This window comes from Sphingobacterium sp. B16(2022) (genome assembly GCF_012030425.1).
GTDB classification, from domain to species: Bacteria; Bacteroidota; Bacteroidia; order Sphingobacteriales; family Sphingobacteriaceae; genus Sphingobacterium; species Sphingobacterium anhuiense.
Genome location: NZ_JAAUVN010000002.1, coordinates 914,668 through 939,499, shown reverse-complemented (window position 1 = coordinate 939,499; position 24,832 = coordinate 914,668). Strand labels below are relative to the sequence as shown.

Annotated in this window: 12 protein-coding genes; 3 read left to right on the top strand and 9 right to left on the bottom strand. The window is 36.5% G+C overall.

What is annotated here, in order from left to right:
- Positions 1-150: 150 nt before the first annotated feature.
- The 8 genes from HCX49_RS14020 to HCX49_RS13985 all read right to left on the bottom strand — a co-directional run bounded on the left by HCX49_RS14020 (position 151) and on the right by HCX49_RS13985 (position 16,182).
- Positions 151-1,134 carry a DUF4973 domain-containing protein gene (locus HCX49_RS14020; RefSeq protein ID WP_132770142.1) on the bottom strand — a complete coding sequence of 328 codons (984 nt, stop codon included), beginning with the start codon at positions 1,132-1,134 and terminating at the stop codon, positions 151-153.
- A 188-nt stretch (positions 1,135-1,322) separates the two neighbouring features.
- Entirely contained in the window at positions 1,323-3,377 is a 2,055-nt protein-coding gene (locus tag HCX49_RS14015; RefSeq protein ID WP_168127438.1) for a RagB/SusD family nutrient uptake outer membrane protein, read from the bottom strand.
- 11 nt (positions 3,378-3,388) lie between these two features.
- Positions 3,389-6,538 (bottom strand): SusC/RagA family TonB-linked outer membrane protein, encoded by a 3,150-nt coding sequence (locus HCX49_RS14010; RefSeq protein WP_237682804.1) that lies wholly within the window; start codon positions 6,536-6,538, stop codon positions 3,389-3,391.
- A gap of 12 nt (positions 6,539-6,550) precedes the next feature.
- A complete protein-coding gene (locus HCX49_RS14005; protein WP_206368482.1) occupies positions 6,551-8,014 on the bottom strand; it encodes an IPT/TIG domain-containing protein in 1,464 nt (487 codons plus the stop codon).
- 952 nt (positions 8,015-8,966) lie between these two features.
- Complete coding sequence (locus HCX49_RS14000) at positions 8,967-10,070, bottom strand: family 43 glycosylhydrolase (protein ID WP_168127437.1); 1,104 nt, start codon at positions 10,068-10,070, stop codon at positions 8,967-8,969.
- Between the two features lie 99 nt (positions 10,071-10,169).
- On the bottom strand, positions 10,170-12,647 hold the full coding sequence (locus HCX49_RS13995; RefSeq protein WP_168127436.1) for a glutaminase family protein: 2,478 nt from the start codon (positions 12,645-12,647) through the stop codon (positions 10,170-10,172).
- Positions 12,648-12,746: 99 nt separating this feature from the next.
- Positions 12,747-14,591 carry a glycoside hydrolase family 2 protein gene (locus HCX49_RS13990; protein ID WP_132770150.1) on the bottom strand — a complete coding sequence of 615 codons (1,845 nt, stop codon included), beginning with the start codon at positions 14,589-14,591 and terminating at the stop codon, positions 12,747-12,749.
- A gap of 430 nt (positions 14,592-15,021) precedes the next feature.
- Positions 15,022-16,182 (bottom strand): aldose epimerase family protein, encoded by a 1,161-nt coding sequence (locus HCX49_RS13985; protein ID WP_168127435.1) that lies wholly within the window; start codon positions 16,180-16,182, stop codon positions 15,022-15,024.
- 226 nt (positions 16,183-16,408) lie between these two features.
- On the opposite strand from HCX49_RS13985, the gene HCX49_RS13980 reads away from it, so the two are divergent.
- Both HCX49_RS13980 and HCX49_RS13975 read left to right on the top strand, forming a co-directional pair.
- Entirely contained in the window at positions 16,409-19,564 is a 3,156-nt protein-coding gene (locus tag HCX49_RS13980) for a two-component regulator propeller domain-containing protein (protein ID WP_168127434.1), read from the top strand.
- The gene (locus tag HCX49_RS13975; protein ID WP_206368480.1) at positions 19,561-20,337 is read left to right on the top strand and encodes a response regulator; all 777 of its coding nucleotides are present in this window, start codon (positions 19,561-19,563) and stop codon (positions 20,335-20,337) included. The genes HCX49_RS13980 and HCX49_RS13975 overlap by 4 nt, the downstream gene beginning before the upstream one ends.
- An 87-nt stretch (positions 20,338-20,424) precedes the next feature.
- Here the strand turns inward: HCX49_RS13975 and HCX49_RS13970 are convergent, their stop codons facing one another.
- On the bottom strand, positions 20,425-21,897 hold the full coding sequence (locus HCX49_RS13970; RefSeq protein ID WP_168127433.1) for a glycoside hydrolase family 76 protein: 1,473 nt from the start codon (positions 21,895-21,897) through the stop codon (positions 20,425-20,427).
- A gap of 343 nt (positions 21,898-22,240) precedes the next feature.
- On the opposite strand from HCX49_RS13970, the gene HCX49_RS13965 reads away from it, so the two are divergent.
- Entirely contained in the window at positions 22,241-24,817 is a 2,577-nt protein-coding gene (locus HCX49_RS13965) for a DNA-binding transcriptional activator (protein ID WP_168127432.1), read from the top strand.
- Positions 24,818-24,832 lie beyond the last annotated feature (15 nt).

Genomic DNA, 24,832 nt, shown 5'->3' with positions numbered 1-24,832 from the left:
AAAAACGCAACCTTTAAAATTAACGGGCTAATATCTTCCATGATGTTAGCCCGTTAAAATAAAAAAAATGCGAAGTTTTTACGCTCCGCATTTTCCTACAAACTAAATCACCAAACTAGTTTTTCTGCGACACATCCGATCGTTCCTTCTTTACCATTCGATTGACTGATCTTCGTCAGGAATCTCGGTGTTCAATCGCCGTTGTAAAATCAATGACCCCGTAACCTTATATTTAATAGCAACATTTGGAACCATCGTATAGTCGGTAAATTGATAGTCAATATTATTGATAGCAATGTAGCGGTGCAGTAGATAAGGCCTTACCGCATCCATCTGCTCTGAAATAGTATAACTGGCATCTTTATTCACTTTGAAATTCATGTTGGCATTATCAGCACGAAAGCTGACCCCACCAGTTTCATTAAAAGTTGCATAAATTTTATATTTACCACGATCTTGTCGTTCTTCATCTATGTTTCCTGCATAAAAGAAAATCGTATTTTCATCAACGACATAACTCCGAATTTCACTTTTAACAATAGGAGTTTCGTTTTCATATCCCTCCATATTTGTTTTCAAAGCTGTACCGCTATAGGTTCCCGAGTAATTGTTAAAAGGATAGATACGCAATAGAGCTTTACGATAATGTTTTCGAGGATTAGCTTTGTATCCATTGGACGCATCGTCCAAGATCGTTAATGGGAGAACCCACTTATCGACCATGTCAATATTTTTAAGCGTGAAATCTATTGGCATTAAAGCAGTGCTTTCACCAGCTTTTATATGAACTGCTGGAATCATTGAAAAGTATTGACTCATAAGCTCCCGGTAATAAAAATCTTCCCTGTTTTGAAAACGTTCATAATTCAACACCTTCAATGTATCGGGATCCACACGAACTTGAACAGTCATATTTTTATCATTGATAGTCGATCCGCTAACGATCATAGGTAGCATGAAAGTCGTTTTCTGATCTCCTTTATACCGCACATAGATATTAGAAACACCCTCAATTGTCAAAGGTGCTTTAAATGACACAAAATTTTCAAATTGTTCATCTTTCCATTCATCATTGCAGCCGCTAAATAAGAACAGCAAAGAGAGTAACAAGAGTTGTATATATCTTTTTTTCATTGGACAATTTATTTTTATAAGTGTAAATTATAAAGGGCATACAAGAGTTTAGTAACACTCTTTTTTTTTAAAGGCATTTATTTTAAGTACTATATTATTTACGATCTAAAAGCATGCATCAACTAATTTTACAATATTCCATCACTGTGTTATACCGCTTAGCTCATATGCATAAGCATCACATATCTTTAATCATTGTAAGTCCATCCTGGATTTTGAGTCAATCTCTTATTACGTTTAAGCTCACTATGACTGATCGGCCAAAACCACATTTTATCCGCAAAGGTCGTTTTAAGTGTCCATATGGCTACTGGTCTATGAAAGAGATCTCGCTCCTTAACATTCATCAAAATATTACACCCATAAACTGGTAAAGCCTCCTCAACAGGCGCATCCATCCAACGACGTAAATCATAGTAACGCTGTCCCTCTCCCATCAATTCTATAAAACGTTCTCGTTTCAAAGTTTTTCTTAATTCCACTTTGCTAGTATACACCTGAGCAGGATAGTCTGGTACACCAGCACGAATACGAACCGGATGAGTACCACGCTGTATCTCTTTAATATCGCGACTGATCGCATAAGTTGTACCGCGCCACGAAGGAATATTATAGGAACCACTTAATTCATTTAATGCCTCGGCATAGACCAATAAAATATCAGCATAACGAATGGCAGGTTCAGCTTTTGAAATAACGCGTGACGCACTCCCCCCCTCATAAGTGTCACTTGGATGAACAAATTTTTTCACTCCAAAACCCGTACGAAGCCAGTATGCATTGGATGAGTTGAAGCCATTACCCTTTGTATCATCGCGGTAATAAAACACTTGCTGATTGCGATTGCGTTCCAAGGTCTCATTCAGTAAAGTCCAGAAGCTACCATTATAAGCAACAGAAGCATAAAACCGAGGCTCTCGATTGGCATATTGCAAAGAAACACCTTCTCTCAATGGCCTATATTTACCTTTGCTATAATCATCAGCTGATACATAACCACTTAACCGGTTTGTTCCATTTCCACGTCCGATCTCACTATCTTTACCTGGAATATCTTTTCCGTCATTCATATAATATGCATCGACGAGCTTCTGTGTAAGACCATGCGTATTCCATCCGGTTGCAGAACGAGGCAACTGATGGATAACCATATCTGCTACGCTTTCACCATCTTGATTATTACCTCTAGTGAAAATAAGTTCCGGATTTCCTGAGGCTTGCAAAGTACCGTCAAACACTTGCGCATAGGATTTGGCAGGATCAATATTTGCCCAACCTTCCGGCCAGTTCTTTCCTGAAAAATTATTATCATTTGGCGGAACTACAGTTGCATCATCACCAGTTTCTTGGATTGGAACCCAATACAGCCGATATACGCCTAATTCAATCACATCTCGCGCAGCGGCTGCAGCCAGAGCCCATTTCTCATCTTGATAATCTACTGAAAGCAACCGCTTACCGACATCATCGACCAATCTCACTGAAAAGCTTGACGTATTTCCGTTGGCTAATGGACTTGCCGCATACAGCAATACTTTAGCACGTGTGGCCAATGCGGCACCGCAACTAGGGCGAGCAGAACCATCTTGACCACGATTCATACCTAGCTTTTCCATTTCTTTAGCCGCCAATAATAGCTCATCAGCAATAAATTTAGCACACTCCTCATAGGTGCTGCGTGCTGTAGCAATGTCATCATAACTTTGTGTATAATCAATTCCTTCATCAGGTAACAATGGAATCGGACCGTATTTCCGCAAGAGTAACCAATAGAGGTAAGCTCTACCAAAACGAGCTTGCCCGCGATAATCTTCGATCTCAGCAGCAGTCATTTCTGTATTCATATACACATGATGAATAAAAGTAGTGGCATTGCGAATGCCCCGATAACACTGCGTCCAGCTACCTTGCTTATCATTTTCAGTATAAATCCCCATTTTGAACATATTATAGGATAGTTCGGTCTTTGAAGGATCAAAATCACGATCCCGATCACCATAATACATATCATCTGCAAAATTATGGGGCGTGAGCCCCTTGCTGGCAACGTCAACATTCTCTCCTTTAAACTCTTGGAAAACATGTGCTAACCACTCCTCTGTATATACTTTACTCTTAAAGACTTTTTCAATCGTGATCCGATCCTTAAAATATTGATCAGATTCCAGATAATTCTTTTTACAGGAGGAAATAAAAGTTGTGCACAGCACAAATAATAGCATGAAATATATCTTCTTTTGCATTTTTATTCAATTTATAGATTAACATTAATGCCTAACGTAAATGATTTCGGAAGCGGATAGTCTTCACCCCTAGGGCTCGCGAGTTCAGGATCCCAAAGCTTAAATTTTGACCAGGTCAACAAGTTACTTCCAACAAGAAAAATTCGAATGTTATTAGTCTTGATTCGATTAGCTAATGACTTAGGAATAGAGTAACCGATATCCAGCGTTTTAAGACGAAGATATTGACCATTTCTAAGCCAGTAGGTAGATTCTCTAAAATTGTTAGCGTTATAGCCATAACTTAAACGTGGATAGGAAGCATTTGGGTTTTCAGTCGCTGGATCTCCTGAAATATCCTCAGAAACCCAACGGTTATCGCCCATTACGCCTTTCATAACTTGCCCCCACTCGCCCTCACTGAATGCGTGCACAGTTTTTCCATAGGTGGAGAAAGTAGATTTTCCCGCTCCTTGAAAATGGACATTTAGATCAATCGCTTTCCAACTGATCGAAGCACCGATACCATAAATCAAATTTGGTCTTCTGGTAGCACCAATAGGTACACGGTCACCATCATCAATCACTCCATCACCATTAATATCTTTATATTTCAAGTCTCCAGGTTGATAATTTCCGAAAGTTTGATTCGGACTGTTGCGGATGTCATCATAATCTTTGAAGAGACCTAAAGCAACTAATCCTTTAGCCTGATCAACACGGAAACCGCGTTCATTCTGATAACCGTACACATTATTCTCTTCATCTTTTTCTAAAATGATATTCTTACTATAGGTAATATTACTTCTTGCAGTGATATTGAAAGCCCCTAACGTTTGCTTATATTCAAATCGACCATCGAAACCCCGTGACTGCACCGCGCCTACATTGGCACGAGGCGTACTTTCAAGTCCAACGATCGCAGGTAAAAATCTGCGTTCCATATATATACCTGTACGCTCCTCATTGAAGAAATCAAGATTAGCAACAATCTTATCTTTAAAAAGTGAAATATCGAATCCTAGATTTTGTTTCGTTGCCATCTCCCAGGTCACATATGGAGACGCTACTTGCGCATATTTCATTCCTTGATAGTACCTATTGAAACCATAATCGGCCCATTGGTAACCCCCATCTGGTATCCTGTTACCTGCACCATCTAAAGCAAAACTTCCGTCACTATTCCTTCGCCAGATTTCTTCGATCGTATATAAATAAGGAAACCTTTCCTGATTATTACCTACTTTTAATTGATCATTACCGACGCGACCCCATGAATACCGGATCTTAAACATATTGACCCAATCCAAGTTTTCCTTGATAAAGGATTCCTCTGATACGTTCCAGGCTGCAGAAACTGCTGGAAAAAAACCATACTGCTGTCCAATAGCGAAATTTTCGGAACCGGTGTAACCAAAATTAAAATCGGTAATGTATCTATTTTTCCAATTATAGGTTACCCGTCCTGCGAGTGCTTGATTTCTTCTCGATATACCATTCTTAATATCATCACCAATGTTTACGGTTTTTACTAAGGCGTCACGCGTAAAACGGATTACCCCACCTATATTATGATCGCCAATGCTTCGATCATAATTGAACATTAAATCCAGAAATTCACGTCTTTCTCCCTCAGCTCCACTCATTTGAAACATTTCACTGGGATTGGATACATGCGTAAAAATCAGATTTCCATTTTCATCGCGCGCACGTTCAGCACGCCATTGCTCAGGCCATTTACGACGGGATATATTACTTTTATTGTTGGTATCAAAACCGACGATTCCCCTAGCCCGAAGTCCTTTAGTAATGAAATCGAAATTTTGTTCTATAGATACATTTGTCTGGATACTATTGGTCCAATTCTCATTAAAGCCCGTCTGCGTAGCTACTACCCAGGGATTAGTCTGATTCCCTGTACCGATCGCAGGTACGTAACCATTCGAATACATAACAGGTGTACGGATGGGCGAATACCCAAAGAGTACCCCCCAGAAATCATCATCCCCCATTCCTGGGCTGTTTCGTTTATCTAACGATCCTGCAACACCAATTTTAGCTACCGTAGTTTTTGTGATATTAAAATCAGTATTCAAACGATAATTCCAACGTTTGTAATTTGCATTGGTATTATAATCATTACGTAATGTTTCATCGATCTTATACATCCCACCTTCTTCAACATAACTCCCTGAAGCAAAATAGCGCGCTGTGGGGCCACCGCCACTCATATTCAGATTGGCTCTATAGGTCATCGCACCATCTTTGAGTAACAGATCTTGCCAATCTACATTTGGATATAAATCTGGATCCAGTCCTAATCTCAAAATTTCTAATTCTTCAGGTTGATAAATGGGTGCCTGATTACGCGTGATCCGCGATTCGTTTAAGAGATTAGCGTAAGTAACTCCATCTTCAAATTGAGGAGTTATCGTTCGGGTATTATAAATTGTTTCATCTTTAAAATTGATATTAATTTTACCCTCCTTACCTCGTTTAGTCGTAATGAGAATAACTCCATTTGCACCTCTAGAACCATATATTGCAGTAACTGCAGCATCTTTGAGCACGGAGAAGGATTCAATGTCTTCAATATTGATATCGTTGATATTACGTTCAATATTATCAACCAAAACGAGTGCACCTGTGCCACCACCAAAAGTTGAAATACCGCGAATCCAGAATTCAGAAATATTTTTACCCGGTTGTCCAGATTGCATCATGGCCATCACACCCGGTACATTTCCTGCTAATGCATTGGATAAGCTCGAAGTTGGATTGGATTTCAAGTCATTGACATTTACACTGCTTACAGCTCCTGTAGAAGTCAATTGCTTTTGGGCACCAGTTCCTGTGATTACAACTTCATCCAGAACACTTGTTTCTGATTTTTCCAATGCCATATTTATAACAAAGACATCTTTAATCAGCAGGTCTTGTTTAATATATCCGATATAAGAAAATGTTAATCTTTTATAGCGTTCTACTTTGATTTTATACCGACCATTATTATCGGTAACCGTACCTAATCCAGGTGAATCGGTTACAAAAATACTAACCCCTACTAAAGGTTGTTTTTGGGCGTCCGTGACGACACCAGTTACTTCGACGATCTCTTGAGCCAAAAGACTACAGGTGAAGCCGAACAGCAACATGCATATTATTAAGAATTTTTTCATCATTAAAACCACTGATTATTCGTTAATACTTTGATCCATTTCTTCAAGTGCGATTTTACGGATACGGCGATTTGATTGATCTCCTATATAAAATGCACCTTCTGTTTCACTGTAAGCGATACCAGAAGGTCTGTCAAAACGTGCTTCCTGTCTCAGGTCTCCATCTACATAGCCATATGGATTAGCATTGATACTGGAACTGCCCCTTCCTGCAAAAGTCGTCACACTCCCATCGGGTTTCAAGATACGGATAGCATGATTCTGCTGATCTGTGAAATAAAAATCGTATTCATCTGTCTTACCATCAGCGACGTATTTCGGATTTTTAACAAAGACTCCCTGATAAGGATTTCGCAGTCTTGCAGAAGAACCTACCGCATCCTCATAACCAGCTCCTCTAAGTTGACCACAAACCAAATACGGTTGATTAAACTGTTTCTTTTCCCAATTATAATCGACACGAAGGATATAGTGCTGGTTAATGACAACAATGTATGCGTAGTTTCCCGTAGGATGAATCAAAATCTTATATTCCCATTGCGGATCATGCACGACAAATAATTGTTCGTAGCCTTTAACATCAAGACCTTCATTAAAATATTTATTCAGATCGAAACGAAAAAATTGTCCTTTCTCATAACTATTAAAATACATCTCCCCATTAATAGGATGAACAGAGGCACCATTACACTGCCTATAGGTGGTCAGCACCTCCCTATCCTGCCACTGTCTATCACGCGATAATCGATAAGTTGCTCGATCATTTTCTCCGCCGCGGTCTTCTGCGATAATCATATATTTATGATCAACCGTGAAATCAATACTACGGGGACGGTCAAAATCAGAACGTTTTTTTGTTACGGTACTATCTGCAAAATTGATCAAGTAAAGTCCATTGTTATTATCGAATGTCATCCAGAGATGCTTCGGATTCACAGGATCAAATTTCATAAAAGAAGGCTCCCAGAATCCACTTGCCATTTTACTTTGGTCTGCATCCTTAAATTTTCCGTCCCTCCACGGTTCATCCCCCCGCGAGTTTCGGTATCCTATAATGGTAGATACAACCATTTTGCGCTGGTAGTCAAAAGGTTTTGCAGATTTACCAATAGTTTGTTTATTTGGATCTCCGACCCGCACTTCAATGTCCCCATTAAACGCTTGCCTTGGGACCAAGCAGTATAGTGATTCTCCGACGGCACTAATGACTTTTGCTTGCTTTCCTCCAATAAGCACATTTATCTTTGTGGGATCATTTCCAAAATTTTGTCCATAGATAACAAGGCGCTGCCCCATACCTCCCGCTTTTGGACTAAAATCAGATACAACCACAGGTTTAGCTGGATCAAAAGGCAACGCCTCAGTGACATTTTTAATATCATCCTTACAGCCCCCCAATCCAAAAATAAGTACAAGAAATGTCCATAGCATATTGCTTAGGAGACACCTATTGCTGTTAATAAACTGTTTAGTTATCATAAAATATAATTTGGTTAAAATTTATTCTCAGTATTTAAAGTATTATCATCGATACAAATAACATAAGTGAATAATATCACCACAGCTAAATGGTATTAGCTTTTTAAATTAAAAAAAGGACCTCAATACGGTCTCCACTTTTTAACGATATATAAACTGCTACATTTTTAATTTACTTCTTGTAATTTAGATCTTTTAAAAAACCAGGTGAAGACATTTATAACTGCTATACCAGTATAGAACTATATGATAATGGTCAAAAAAATAGTAGCTATAATTTTATAAAAATCGCTATTTCCCTAACCTCAGAATACATGTGGTTTCAAATAAAGTCTCTAATTATATTAGAAGGTTTAATGCTATAATTGATTAATCAAAATTAATCAATACAAAAAACATGACACTACCAATTCATCTCAACAGTCTGCTAATTAGTATCATAAATAAACAAAACGACATGTTGAATATATTTTCAAACAAGATTTCCGAGGATAAAAACTTGGTTAAAAAAAAGAATAAATGAATAAAGACCATCCAAAGGAAGTAAGTTTATCGATTTTTACACAAAAAAGAATTCTATAAAAGGCAGTAAAGAATAGCTTCTCGTACATGAGAATATATACATCAGATAAACACAAAACCGCTCTTTAACGGTCTCAAAAGAGCAGTTGAAATTGTGAGTATGTACGAAACAAAATGGGTAGATTTATCAATTGCGAGTTCGTCTTAATCTGCATCCATCACCTGGTCAAAACAACTCATTACTTCAGTAAAATTGAATTTATCAAATTTTACCAAAAAGTGTAATTATTAATTTTAAAATTAACTCAACTGATCTTCAAGTGAATATAACGAGACAAAAAACTAGATATGAAAGGAGCTTAACAGCTAGTGATTGTTAAGTGCTAGTATTACGAACTCTATAGATTAAAAATTTAGATAGTGCTGTCGACTATTGTACTGCTCTAAAAAATGGTGCTTCCTTAGTTAAATGGCTACTGGTATTATTTTCTACTATAGGCCAGTCGGCGACCCATTTAATTTGATCTAAGAGCAGAACGCGTCTGTTACCTCCTGAAGATACACGGCTTTGCTTTGGGTTTATTCCATGATACAGCATCCAATCAATGCCATTCTCATCGGTCATGATACGAGAATTATGCCCTGTACCTACAAAGTTGTCATTACCCTCTAGCAACAGCGTGCCAGCACCCCTCATTTTCAAATCTCGCCCCTCTCTATCAAAATATGGGCCTTGCAATACTTTTGCACGCCCCACCATAATATGATAAGTACTCTTGGCTCCTTCACAGCAAGAACCCTTTGAACCAAATAAATAATAATACCCTCTACGTTTATGAATCATAACAGCTTCAAAATCTCCTGCGGCCACTTTAAACTTTTTCTGTAAACTGGAAATAGCTAATCCATTATCTGTCAACGGTATTCCATATGTACCTTGCGTATCAGCATCACTAAAACTTCCCCAGAACAGATAATTAATGCCTTTATCGGAGAAGAAATGGGGATCTATAGAATTGGGAACTTGAATTTCTTGACTATCGAATAATTTACCTTGATCTAAAAATGGACCAATAGGTTGATCTGCAACCGCGACACCTATTCCTGGATTGGAATCTCCCCAAGTGGAAAATGCATAGTACAGCAAATATTTGTTCTTTAGCTTGATAACATCAGGTGCCCAGATTCCTCCAGCCATTTTCCATGATGGCTTCTGTTGAAAGGCTGTCCCTATCCATTTCCAATGAACAAGGTCTTTAGATTGTAATATAGATACGAGACGTTCTCCGTGTTCATCTCCCCAATTATCAGCAGTACCATACGCATAGAAATAGGCTGACTTCGGATCTTTAAGTACTGTTGGATCCGCAAGTATGGGCTCAAATACTGGATTCAAATACGTGTTAGATCCAGTAGTAGCATCACTGCCACCGGTCAGATTGCTCTTCCGCAATCCTAAACTACTACACGAAATCGAAAAATAAACAGTACATATAAGTACTAAAAAACGACCGGTTACATTTAATTGATACATGATAAATGAATAATATGTCCGTAGGTTGAGCCTGCATTAAAAAAAGGGCCTTGTTGCATACAGGTATACACAAGGCCCTACAAACCAACCTATCTAAATCTACTTTACTTTTTCCATTTTTTCTGACAGCATTTTGATAAAATAACCACCTACTACAGATCTAGCTTTAAAACCTGAGCGTTTAGGTTTATCTGTATAGATCCAATCTGACATGGGTACACGATCTACTGTCTCATTCATAAAACGATATACTGGGCTAATGAATTTTTCAAAGGTTTCTTTGTCATCGGCCATTGTTGCAGTCCAAGAAATCCAATCAGTTTTTGTATACTGTTGACGGTTATCCAATGGAAGACCATAAATGTTCTGCTTTGTGAGATAGTATTTGATCTCAGTTGTACGAATATCTTCATCAAAAATTTTCATTTTTAATATTTTGTCCCAGACCATGTTGTATTTTTGACTCCACGTACCAGATTGATCAAAGGTAAGTTTATAATGATCACCGTCTTGTGCCATTGTCTTCCATTTCTTAGCCATTGATTTTGCTTGATTGAGATACTTATCAGCGGTTTGCTGATCACCCATCATCTCCGCTAAATAACCATAAGAAGCAATTCCTAAAATCGCTTTAATCGATAAGTTGGCATTATGAGCAAAATGCCCTGCAAAGTCATCTGTACATAACTGATTTTCTGGATCAAGTCCTTTCTCTACCAAATAATCTACCCAGGTAGATAAGACTTTCCAATGTTTCTTTGCATAAGCAGCATTGCCTTCTGCTTTAGCAATAGCATAAGTTAATATTAACATATTGCCAGACTCTTCTACTGGCATATCTCCGCCATAGGTTTGCCCATTTGCTATCGGATAGGTACCCACGTCATGTGCCGCAAAAGGTTTTGTCCACTTATTGCTTTCACTGTAATAGAAAATAAAATTCATAAGACCTTTTGCCAGTTCAGGATTATAGTATAGAAATAATGGTGCTGAGGGATAAGTAATATCGACGGTGCCAATAGATCCATTGCTATCATTTTCCTTCGATAACAAAAGTAAATCACCATTTGGTGCTTTTACCAATTTATGTGCAGCTATCGCTTGACGATACGCAAGTGCGCATAATGCTGCATATTCTTTACCACCAGCCTTGATCGCGCTTTGCATCAATTGGGCATCAAATTGATCTGAGGCTTTTATTAATTTGCTATATTCTTTATTTGCTAAATCAAATTGCTTTTCAATGGTACTTTGGCCATCTCTATTCCAATAAGGACGTAAGTTTTCGTTAAAATACTGAATCGCATATAAATCGTCGTAACCTAAAAGTATCTTATCACTATATTTGGACGTTACGGAGAATGACTGACGCAGGGCCAGTTGCTTCCCTGAAACAGAGCTTTGAATAACGTGATTTGATTTTAAGAATTGTTTCCTTAAATCATGGCTATCACCAATCATTGCTTTGGTATTTTTTTGATCTCCAGCCATATAAAAATATCCCCAATCAATACGCAAGTCATCACCTTTATTACCCAGTATCTGTTGATTCTTACTTCCTGTTTTTACGTATTGTAAGGATCCATTTTTAAATTCACTACTTTCAGATTCTTGTAATGGCGAATTTAATGCCCAGTTTGGAGATGCTTCAAGATAGAATTCGATTTGATGTTTTTTACCATCTTTTGATTCAACTTGATAAGATAAATAATTGACAGGTCGTGTCAGTAAATCCAAATTATCCAAAAACATAGGAGCAGTAAAACTTACTTTCACTTTTACCGGCCCACAGTCAAAAACATAATGAGTTTGTGTTGCTTGCACATCAACGCTTTCTTGCTTTGCTTCCTGATCAAAATGATTACTCCCCTCTCTTTCTAAAAATAAGCCAAAATCAAAAAAGCCATTTGCAACTCTGTTGTGGCAGTAACCTCCAATGATATTTTTCCCTTTCCGAAGGGTTTTAACAACTTCATCTGAGAGTTTGACGCGATTATTTTTACCGGTTCTATTTCCGGTATTAACGACTTCTATTCCATTAACATATAAAATTGCATCATCATCATGGGTAAATTCAATATAAACAGACTGTCCCGCTAAATCTTTTTCTAAGTTGATAATCCTTCTAACCCATATCTTAGGCTCTTGCCAATCTGTTTTCGCATGAGATTCTTTATCTTTTGTACCAAATGGCGCAATCCCTGTTTTCCAGTTCGCTTCATCAAATGCCAAGGTATTCCATCCGGCAGAAGGTTCCTTCTCTGTGTATGGCGCTTTCCAGTGATCATCTTCTCCCATTCGTGCGATAGGTTCTAATTCTATTTCCTCTTTACCTAAAAAACGATAGGCTTTACCATCTACTTTTATGACGCCAAGCAACGGAAAAGTTTTTCCGGTCCAATGCCGCACAACATCACCATAAAGTTCATCACTATACGACCACGCACTGGTATTGGGGTCAATGGTGACTAGAGGAAAAGCAGGTGCGCGCAAATTATTTTTGACTGGATTATGTTGCGCCGACGAAAAAAGCGATTGACACAACAGAACAGCTATAGCGACATATTTTAATTTCATTATGAATATATTGATGGATTACTTAAATAAATTTTCAATTTATTATCTTCATGAATCAGGTTACTCCACTTGCACAAAAGTAGAGCAACCTAATACACACTAACGTTTAATTAAAAACTCAAATAAAGGTTTGTGAATTGCCTTCAGTTCACTTTCAGGCATTTTTATTACTTTTCGATCGTAGGTCATTAGTCCATTTGTTTCAACTTCCACATCTGTGGTTTGCGTATAAACTGCCGCTGATAATCCCATTGGAATCAAACGGTTTAGATCATGAATAAGTCTTTTATAACGATCCAATAACTCCGTTTTATTTTTAAAACTTTGATAACCCCAGTTGTCTTTTTGTTGCCAAGAATGCCCCTCAACCGGTAAGCCTAAACCTCCAAATTCACCTAATGCTAAAACCTGATTTGCACCAAATAAAGAAGGATCAGGCATAGCAGCATCTGGATAATTATGAATGTCAAGAATATGTCCAGTTTCCATGAAATTCCCTCCACTGGCACTGTTCACTAAACGAGATGGATCATTTGCAATTGTCCATTCTGTAATTTCCTTAGTTTTAAACTGTCCCCAAGCCTCATTGAAAGGCACCCAGATGACGATGCTTGGGAAATTATGCAAAACTTCCATTATCGCCTTCCATTCTTTACGATAATACTGTTCTGATATTGCCGAACGCGTCTTGTCACGATCACCTCCTGAAATTTTTCCGGGTTGCATATCCCAATTATTTCCACCAAGATCACCGCTTGGCATATCTTGCCAAACTAACATACCGATACTATCGCAATGACGGTACCAACGTGCAGGTTCAACCTTAATATGTTTCCTGATCATGTTGAAACCCATTTCCTTAGTTTTGATCACATCAAATTTCAACGCTTCATCTGAAGGAGCTGTATGCAGACCATCGGGCCACCAGCCTTGATCCAATGGACCATACTGAAATGTAAACTTATTATTAAGCATTAATCGTTGAATACCATCTTTATCTTGCTGCATCGATATCTTACGCATCGCAAAATAACTTTTAGCCTGATCAATTACTTTACCCTTACGTAACAATTGAATTTCCAGATCGTACAATTTAGGATTAGAAGGAGACCACTCCTCTGCATTTGGAACAGCAATCTTAAAAGCCACATTTGGCTCACCTAATTGCTCCTGCAGAATACGACTGCCATCCACAGCTTTCACCTTGATCTGATCGCCAGGCTGACCTCCGGATACCAAAGCTTCAAAGGTTAAGCTTCCCTCATCCAATTGCGGAGTTTGCTTAGTACTTACAATATGACTTTGAGAAACGCTCTCTAGCCAAACTGTTTGCCATATACCTGTCACAGGTGTATACCAGATTCCATTAGGATGCTTTACTTGTTTACCGCGTGGCTGTGGCCCATCATCGGTAGGATCCCATACCCGAATAGCAATATCCTGCTTCGATCCCTTTTTAAGAAATTTTGAGATATCCATCGTAAAGGGATCGAATCCCCCTTCGTGCCTACCGACCAGTTGGTTATTGATAAATACATCACATTGCCAATCTACGGCACCGAAATGAAGTAAAATCTTATTTTTTTGAACTGCTTTATCTAAAGTAATGCTATTACTATACCACAACGCTTTATCTTTTCCCACTTCTTTCCCTACGCCAGACAAAGATGATTCAACAGCAAATGGTACCAAAATATTACCTTCCCATTGCGTTGGAATAGCCTGAGCATCGACAGGTGTAATGGCATATTTCCAAAGTCCATTCAAATTTTGCCAATTGTTCGATCGGACGAGCTGTGGTCTCGGATATTCTGGATGTGGCTTTTCAACATTTACTTGTTCCCCCCAAGAAGTTAAAATATGCGAACCTGCGGGCTTCCAATCTTGAGCAAAGTTCATCTGTATGGTCATTAATAAACCTGCAAACAATAAAGTTCTCTTCATAATAAAAAAACGTATAATCATTAATATCTATATCACTATATTTAAAGATGGGACGACTACAAACCATGAACTTAGGCTCCCATCAAAATCAATTCAATTCTTATTTTGTAATCTCAATATTTTCCACACGAACCTAAAATGCTGTGATCAGTATCATTCTCTTTTAACCCCAAAACGATCATATTTTCTAAGATTAAACCATAATTCCTCGAAATAATTATTGAATGATTATTAGGTCGTTGTGCTTAATTACTGGTTACTCAAATTTATGATTTAACAAGCTACTTTAACTTGCTAATTTTCTCAAAAATGTGCGCATTTGTATCATTTAATTAAGCTTAGCAAAGGATTCTAAATTATTATTAAAGAAAAGCCCATTACCTAAATAAGAAATGGGCTTGATTATATTTGGATAATATGAAAATAACAATTACAGAACTGAGAATCGATATAGTGATTTAGTTTTATAGATCTGACCAGGAACTAATACGGTTGTTGGAAAATTCGGTTGATTAGGGGAATCTGGATAATGTTGTGGTTCTAAACAAAATGCAGTTCTAAAAGAGTCTTTTTTACCATTTTTCAATTGGACCTTTTCACTCATAAAATTACCACTGTAAAATTGAATCCCCGGTTCCTGCGTCAAGATATCCAGGACAATTCCGGATTGATCACCCACAATATGAGCAGCTTTATACCAATCACCTTCTCTTTTTTTATTTAAGACAAAATTATGATCATATCCCTTACCATAAGACAGTTGACGATCATTAGCATCAATATCTTTACCAATTGCCTTAGCGGTCGTGAAATCAAAAGCTGATCCGCCTACTTTCTCAAGTTTTCCAGTTGGAATCAATGTACTATCAACAGGCGTGAATTCATCGGCAAATAACTGAAGCTGGTGATTCAATATTGAACCACTACCTTCTCCGTTTAAATTAAAATAAGCATGATTTGTTAGATTTACAACCGTTTTTTTATCCGATTGCGCCTCATATCCAATTGTTAGTTCATTTTGGTCATTTAAACCATATGTAACTTCCATCGCAATATTTCCTGGAAAACCTTCAGCTCTATCTGGCAAGGTATATGCAAATGTAATCGATGAATCGCTCTTCATTTTCAAGGTCCAATTGGCAAAATGAACGCCATTAAACCCACCGTGTAGTGTATTGACACCATTATTAATAGGTAGTTGGTAAGTTTGTCCATCAAGTTGAAACATTCCCTTTGCTATACGGTTTCCAAAAGGACCGACAATCGTTCCAAAATAGGGCTCTGCCGGGTTGTTGTAATCGGTAGCTTTTGTAAATCCCAAAACCACATCCCTTAAATTACCTTGTTTATCCGGAACCCACAAACCAACTATGCGTGCACCAAAATTTGTAAAGTATGCATGCACACCCCGTTTATTTTTCAATTCAAATAACTGGACATCATGATCATTTATTTTAGCATCAAATGCAGCGCTATCCATATAGGAAATCATTCCAGATTGATCCTTATTTTCTGTGACATTCTTTTGCTGACATCCTAATCCAACGACAAGGATACTAACAATACCCATACACTCCATTTTTCTTTTCATTTTTAATTTATTTTAGGTCCCTTATAAAGGTTCATAATTTTGATCATATTGATCAACTTAAGCGATTTAGTTGACAGATAAATGAAATAATTGAACTTAAAAGTTACGATTTACTTTTTAATTTTTTATCTTCAACCTTACAAGTACTAAAATCCTAAATTTAGAAAATATTGATTAGCAGAATTGTTTCATAATACTGCTCTTTTGTATCAATTACCAATTAGACATGATAAAAATTAAATTGTTGCTTCTTTATTTTGCTTATCTTTTATTTTCTGCTCATATCCATGCACAACCTTATTATTTTAACCATTATCAAATAAATGAAGGACTTTCTAACAACGCAGTTATCTGCAGTATGCAAGATAGCTACGGATTTCTATGGTTTGGTACCAAAGATGGATTGAATCGCTTTGATGGAAATTCTTTCAAACACTTTACAAGTAAAGAAGATCATCGAAGTTTAGGAAGTAATTCTATTATATCTTTAAAAGAAGACTATCAAAAAAAAATGTGGATCGGTACAGATCAAGGGATCTACTCTTATGATCCCATTCATGAAAATTTTGAAATATTAGATGAGAAATTTAGAAGCACAGAAGTTCCTGTTATTACGACAGATGGAAAGCACAACCTATGGTTTATATCCAATGGAATGCTTTACCTGCACAACCTTACAAATAAAGTAACAAGACAACTTACAAAATCAAATCTGTACATCACATCACTATGCAGCACAAAATCCGGAAAACTCTATTTTGGAACTCCAGAGGGTATTATTTACCTCGTTAACGAAAAGTATCAGATTACTCCATTTCTTGATTTCACAAAATCATTTGAAAAAAAAGATTGGTATAGCATTGAAAAAATAGTAGAAACAAAGCAGGGACAACTCCTAATTGGGACTTCCAAAGCGGGTGTATTCTCTTACGAAAAGAGCACTGGAACACTTACTTCCATTCTTGGTCAAAAACAGTTGAAACAATTTTTATATGTAAGGGATATTCTTCAACCGAATGACCATGAATATTGGTTTGCAACAGAATCTGGCTTGTTTGTTTATCAAATCACCACTAAAAGTTTTCTCCATTTACGTAAGGAGAATCATAATAAATGGGGTATTTCCGACGATGCAATTTACAACATATTACAAGACAAAGATCAGGGCATCTGGTTAGGTACTTATTTTGGTGGACTAAATTACTATCATGCACATAACAGCATCATCGAAAAAATTTTACCGGGCGACCAACCAACAAACCTACAAGGATCGGTTGTAAGGGCCATTAAAAAAGACAAAGAAGGTAATATTTGGATGGGTACCGAGAACGGCGGAATATCAAAATGGAACCTCTCAACCAATAAGATCCAAAGTTTTACGAGTCAAAATAGCTCATTAGCTAATAATAATATTCATGGATTACTAGCCATTAAAGACAAATTACTAGTCGGTGCTTTTGTAAATGGACTCGATATATTCGATTTAAAACGTTTACAGGTGACACAACATTTGGATAGAAATAGTTATCATAATTCAGAACTTGAAAGTAATTTCATATTCCACCTCTATCAAACAAAAAAAGGTGATATTTTAGCCGCTTCTACACGAGGATTGTACCGCTTTAATTTGGATACCAAACAATTTTTCTTAATAAAAAATGTACCGGCTTATATTTTTTACACCTGTATATTAGAGGACTTCCGGGGTAATTTGTGGATTGGTACGTGGCGTGATGGTTTAATTTGTTACAATCCAGAGACCAATTATTTTAAACATTATAAGCAGCAGACACATGATCAACATGCGCTACCCAATAATCGAATTAACAGTTTATTTGAAGATTCAAAAAAAAGATTGTGGATTGCAACTGAAGGAGGAATGGTAAAAAAAGAATTTGAAAATAACAGCTTTAGCTCTATAAGTATAAAAGACGGAATGCCCAGCAACGTTATTCTCTCTTTTTTAGAAGACAAAGAAAATAATATCTGGGTGGCTACTTCCAAAGGTCTTGTTAGGTATAACCCCGTCAACCACAAAATACGGACATTCAATATGGAATCGGGTTTACCAACATTACAGTTCAATTACAACTCTTCCTTTGATGATAACAACAATAATTTCTACTTTGGGACTATCAATGGTTTGATCCGATTTAAGCCAGAACAATTAAATCAAATCAAATACAATGCAAAAACACCTATTTTTATTACAGATTTAACTGTCAATAATCGAGAAGTGAGTCAAACTGATGAATCAACCATTCTCAAAAAATCAATTCTCTTTACCGAAAGTATTAAACTTAAGCACGATGAATCCTCATTTAGCTTAGATTTTGCTGCATTACATTATCAAGCTCCTCATTCTGTACGCTATAGTTATAAAATGTTAGGAATAGATGAAAAATGGAACCCTATCAATGGTATCCCCCGCGCATACTTTACCAAACTGGCGCCAGGAAATTACACATTCATAATTAAAGCTGAAGATCCAAATGGCACTGCGATTCCACAAATCAAGACCTTGAAAATAGAAGTATTACCGCCAATATGGGCAAGTCTTCCTGCATATCTTATCTATGGATTTATTATTATCGGGCTTATCGCATTTATAATTCATCATTTTAATGAAGCAATAAAACAGCGGAATCGTCAACATATCTTAACAATCCAAAACTTAAGAGATCAAGATTTATACCGTTCAAAAATCAATTTTTATACTGATGTTGCTCATGAAATCCGAACTCCGTTAACATTAATAAAGGCCCCTTTAGAAAAATTGATGGATAGAGTCGAACGCAGTCCGGCAGTAGATAAATTACTGCTAACGATGGAAAACAATACCAATAAACTTATTGAATTAAGCAATCAATTACTGGATTTCAGAAAGGTAGAAGCCGAAGGGTTTAAATTAAACTTTGCTCCGCATAACATAAGCCATATTTTACAAGAAATTATCAATAATTTTGCCATAACCTTAATTGCTCAAAATCGTGTTTTAACACTAGATATCAGTCAGAGCATTATCGCTTTAATAGATCTGGACGCTTTCGAAAAAATCTGTTATAATCTGCTTAATAATGCATTAAAATATGCTGATCATCGAATAGAAATAACATTAAAAACTGATGAAAACACAAAAACATGTGTATTGATCATAAAGAACGACGGGGCAATAATTCCGCCAACAGAACAGCAAAATATTTTTGAACCTTTTAATCGCTTAAAAAGAAGCAAAAGTATTTCAGGTAGTGGATTAGGTTTAGCCCTTACTAGATCATTGACCTTAAAACATCAAGGGACATTAATATATGAAGTAGACGAATCCTCCTTCAACGTATTTAAACTCATACTTCCTCTAAATCAAAGCTCACTATCATCATGAAAAATGCAAAAGCCAATATCCTCTTAATCGACGATCATCAAGAATTACTTGAATTTATTGCAGATGATCTCTGTGAAGAATATCATGTTCAAACCTGCAACAATGGTATAGAAGCATTGAAATTGATGGAATCGGATAATTTTGATTTAATTATTAGCGATGTCATGATGCCGGAAATGGATGGCTACGAATTGTGCCAACATATTAAAGAAAATATGGCATCCTCCCATATTCCGGTAATTTTACTTACGGCGAAAAATAGTATTGAATCTAAAATCCAAGGCTTAGAATTTGGCGCTGATGCTTATATTGAAAAACCATTTTCACCGGCATTTTTAAGAGCACAAATTGCCAGTCTTTTAAAAAACAGATTAAAAGTAAAAGCTTTTTTTGTTAGTAACCCTTTATCACAGATACAGAGCATTGGGCAAAATCAAAGCGATCAAGAATTTCTTCAAAAAGTGGATGAAATTATTCAGAATCATTTAGATGATCCGAAATTCAATGTTGACCGTATGGCTGATATTTTGTGTATGAGCCGACCAACACTCTATCGAAAAATTAATGTTGTTTCGAGCCTATCTCCTAATGAATTGATTAACCTGACCCGGTTGCGAAAAGCCGCAGAATTACTAGCACAACGAAAATTCAAAATCTATGAAATATCCAACTTACTAGGCTATAGCTCGGCCACGCATTTTTCACGGAACTTTCAAAAACAATTTGGAGTAAGCCCTTCTGAATTTTTAGAACAACAAAAACTACACTCCTAAAATAACTAAAAGACCCCATGCTAAATACATGAGGTCTTTAAAATCAATCTTTAATTTTTGGCTAAAATCACAACCTGCTATTTAGGTTTATTTCGATTTGTCTAATTCGTATTGCGATAAAATAGCATATTGCGCGGCATATGTAAACATGAACATACCTTCCAGATTATTTTTATTTTGATCGGTTTCCCATCCCTTTAATAAATCTGTTGGTAAAAACCCATCCTTCAAGAAATGGTCATATCCATAATCAAGATTCTTTTGAAAAGACTCCATGTAACTTCCTACTTTTCTATAATTAGGATAAATATTAAAGAATCCCCGAAGTAGGATACCGTTAAACCAATTGTTGAATCCGGAGGATTCGTAAGTGTAATATGCCGGAATCTGCTTTCCCAATTTTGCAAAATACTCGAAACTAGCATGAGATAATGACTGTGCATCTTCCCTATATTTTTTTGATTTTGTTACGCGATATAGATCTGCAGCTCCAGAAATCATCGTCCCGCTATTATAGGAAAATGAGGGACCTACAGCAGTTTTCAAAAATGTATTAGCACGGTATCTCGTTCCATGGACAGTTTCATATGCGATAGTACAATCTGGGGAACAATCTCCCATCATATCTGTATAGACACCTTGATTGTTTAAAAGATAACGTTTTTGCCAATCGTAAACTTTTTGTGCAAAATTCAAATAATAATCACCTTTATTGATCATTTTGGAACGGCGTGATTGTTTATCTTTTTTATCGACATAGCGATGCTCGATCTGATCAGATTTATGCTTATAGATTTCGTGCAGCCATACCAATGGGCTAACCATTGGACCGTTGCTACAAGCATGCTTGGTCACATAACCTGGGCCCCAGGGAATACCGCCATGCTCTTTATTTCTGTCATCTAGTGTACTATCCCAACCATCAAGAACATAGGCCGTCAAATACTCAGCCTTTTCTAAAAAGACTTGATCATTCGTTAGGTGATAGGCGTCTAATAATTCACGTACAAGCCACATTTGGTCATCGTAAACATTCAGTATCCCAATAACATTCGCTTTCCCCTTTTCTCGAACACGGTCTACAGCATAGACTGCCCACTCTTTTTCTTGTGTAAAGGAAGTCAGCGTAAAAGTGCCTAGATAATAATCAGCATTATTAAATAGTTTCTTTAACAAATCGACATAACGCTTATAATGTTGATTAAACAATAATACATTGCCATTTTCCTTTTGAAGTTTAAGACTTGTTAAAATTGCATTAACAGCTTCTATCGAAGCTGTATACATCCAAACACTCCCCCTTTCAGAAGATAGTTCTTTGGTATCCGGGTTGTAAAATCTAGCCATGGTCATCTCATCACCTGAAAAATAGGTGGCAATGGATTTATCAACAAGCTGAATGGAACGCACTAAATTCTGATTTTGTAGATCTAAAACAATCTTACCATCCCTGCCATTTCGAATCGTGGCATGGGTAGGCGTTAAAAAACAAAACTGTACAAACAGTAATAGTGGAATAGCATGAATAAAAATGCTTTGTAGCTTTCTTAAAAATTTCATAAGAAGAATCTGGTTTATAATTAGTCAGAATTTTGCCCATGATTAAGGCATTAAATTCTGGAACAAGATAAGTAGAGTCGATTAATTTTAGGGTTAAAAAGGGGTTAATAGGCAAAAATAAAACAATAACCCGGTTTTATTTTAATACTATTGCGTGTTAAAAATCAGAAAACATGTAACAACGTCTTTATTTCATTTGATTAATTTTTTGTATACTTTTAAGGTATTAAGATGTTGAAAAATTAGTTACTAACCATTAAATCATCTACGAAGGTTTATACGCTCGCCTTTTAAAGGGAATGATGCGTCCATACTTCTGGATTTAAGTTTTTGATTGCCCTGTATGAAATTCTATTATATATATTTTGCTATTTACTTATTCCTGCCGACGCTATCCTTTTCACAAGGACTTAAATTTAACGGAGGTCATCACGCAATCGATAAACGTACTTCTTATGAAGTTTTTGGAGAAAACACAATTTCATTTGAAGGACTATTTGATATTGACTTTCAACTTGCAATCTATGGCACCAACTCACTGGGGAATATCCTTAGAGTTCAAAACAAGGAAAATAATACCATCTATAACCTGTTTTATGACGAAGAAAAAGATCAGTGCATCTTCAGACTAAATGAAGAAGGAAAAAGTAGTTTGATCATAGCCAAGATAGATCGTCGATTATTGGACAACAACAGCTGGTTTCCGGTTAAATTAACCTTTAATCTAACACAAGGAATTTTTAAACTTCAAATAAAAAACAAAGTTTTCGCATCCAAAAAAATTAAGCTCCCTAACCCCTATTTTCCAATCATTACTTTCGGAAAAAGTGATTACCTGATCGATGTCCCAAATATGGGAATTAAAAACCTATCCATTGGAAATAAAAACACCAAATATGTGTTCCCCTTGAGGGAAAATGAAGGTAATATCGTTCATGATTTTGAAGGAAATAACTATGGTTTAGTAAGCAATCCCGAATGGTTGATCAATGATTCTTACAGATGGCAATTAGTACAGACCTTCAATTCGTCAATTCAAGCAGGCTCTAATTACAATGAAAGCAGAAAAGAAATTTATTATTTCAATCGCGATTCTATATTTATTCATAATATCAAAACGAATGACACTCGGAAAGTTGCTTTTCAAAAAAAATGCCCTGTCGATCTGATCCAAGCAAGCAATTTTCTCGATGTAAAAGCAAATAAGCTTTATGTTTATGAATTGTATCATAATTATCCCTATGAGGGCCCCACCGTCGCCAGTCTTAATCTAGATAGTTTTACATGGACTATTGAAAGCTATGATCGTGTCCAAAAGGAACTGCATCACCATGGATTCTTTTTTGATCAACAAGCAAAGCAATACTACATCTTCGGAGGATATGGAAACATGTCCTATAGTGACAAATTCTATCAATATACCGTTGATTCTACCAAATGGCAAAAACTTGAAGATTTTACCGGAGATAAGCTCTTCCCACGATATTTTCTATCTGCGGGCTATATGGAAAACAATCGTACAGCATATATTTTTGGAGGAATGGGAAATGAGTCTGGAGAGCACATTGTTGGAAGAAAATACTATTATGATCTACACAAAATTAACTTAGATACTAAAAAGGTGACAAAAATGTGGGATATTCAATGGAAAGATAAGCATGTGGTACCTGCACGCGGTATTGTATTCCCAGATCAGTCACACTTTTATGCCTTATGTTATCCCGAGCATCTCACCCGATCAGCAATCAAGCTTTATCGGTTTTCAATCCAAGATGGAAGCTATGAAATATTAGGTGATTCTGTAGCCATATATTCGGACAAGATTTCAACACGGGCACAGCTTTATTATGACCATCAACTTGGACGTCTACTCGCTTTAGTACAAGAGTCAAATGATGATGTTAAGTCAACATTAAAAATCTATTCCCTAAACTCCCCTCCTATCTCAGAAACAGAATTAAGCAATTATCCAAAAAAAAATAATAAAATTAAATATCTGATTTTTGTATTATTCGGAGGAACTGTTGCAATAGGAGCTTACATCATGCTCAAAAGGATCTCTAATAAAAAAACAGGGCGACATATGATCTTACCAGTACCTGCAGGTGTAGCTGATAGCAATAAAGAACATTTGTTGATCAAGACTAAAAAATTAGCACCCATCGATAAATTAAAACCAAGTAATAACGAACCCGCTGTCTGGAAAAATAACTTACGAGCCAATGCAATCTATTTATTTGGAGAATTTACGGTATTAGATCGCAATCAAAAAGATATATCCCATTTATTTAGTACACGACTGAAACAAGTTTTTTGTTTGATTTTAACCCACGCAGGTGAAGCCGGGATTTCATCAGCATTATTAAGTCATCTGGTATGGCCAGACAAATCTGAAGATAAAGTCAAAAATTCAAGAGGCGTTACAATCAACCATTTAAGAAAAGCATTAAGTGAATTGGATGGGATAGAATTACGCTATGAGAAAGGGCGTTTTAAAATTGAACAACATGCCGATTTCTATTGCGACTATACGAGATGTATGAAACTCACTTCGTCTATTAACAACACTGAAAACAGAGATGAGTTAATTCATCTATTACGAAGGGGAAAGTTCTTACAGGGTACCAATCAACCTATTTTCGACTCAACTAAGGCTGATCTAGAGAAAAATATAACACCTCTTTTAATCACTGAAATCTATCAATGTATGGAGAAACATGCCTATAACGATAGCATAGCATTGGCTGAAGTTATTTTTCTATTTGACCCTCTCAATGAAAATGCGTTATTTATCGAAATTAAAGCAATGATTGCTTTAAACATGCTCCAAGAAGCTCGCATACGTTTTCAAAACTTTGCTAGCGAATACAGGAAAATCATGGGGGAAGACCTCCCTTTCAACTTTGAAGATATAGCCTAATTTACATCTTAAGGG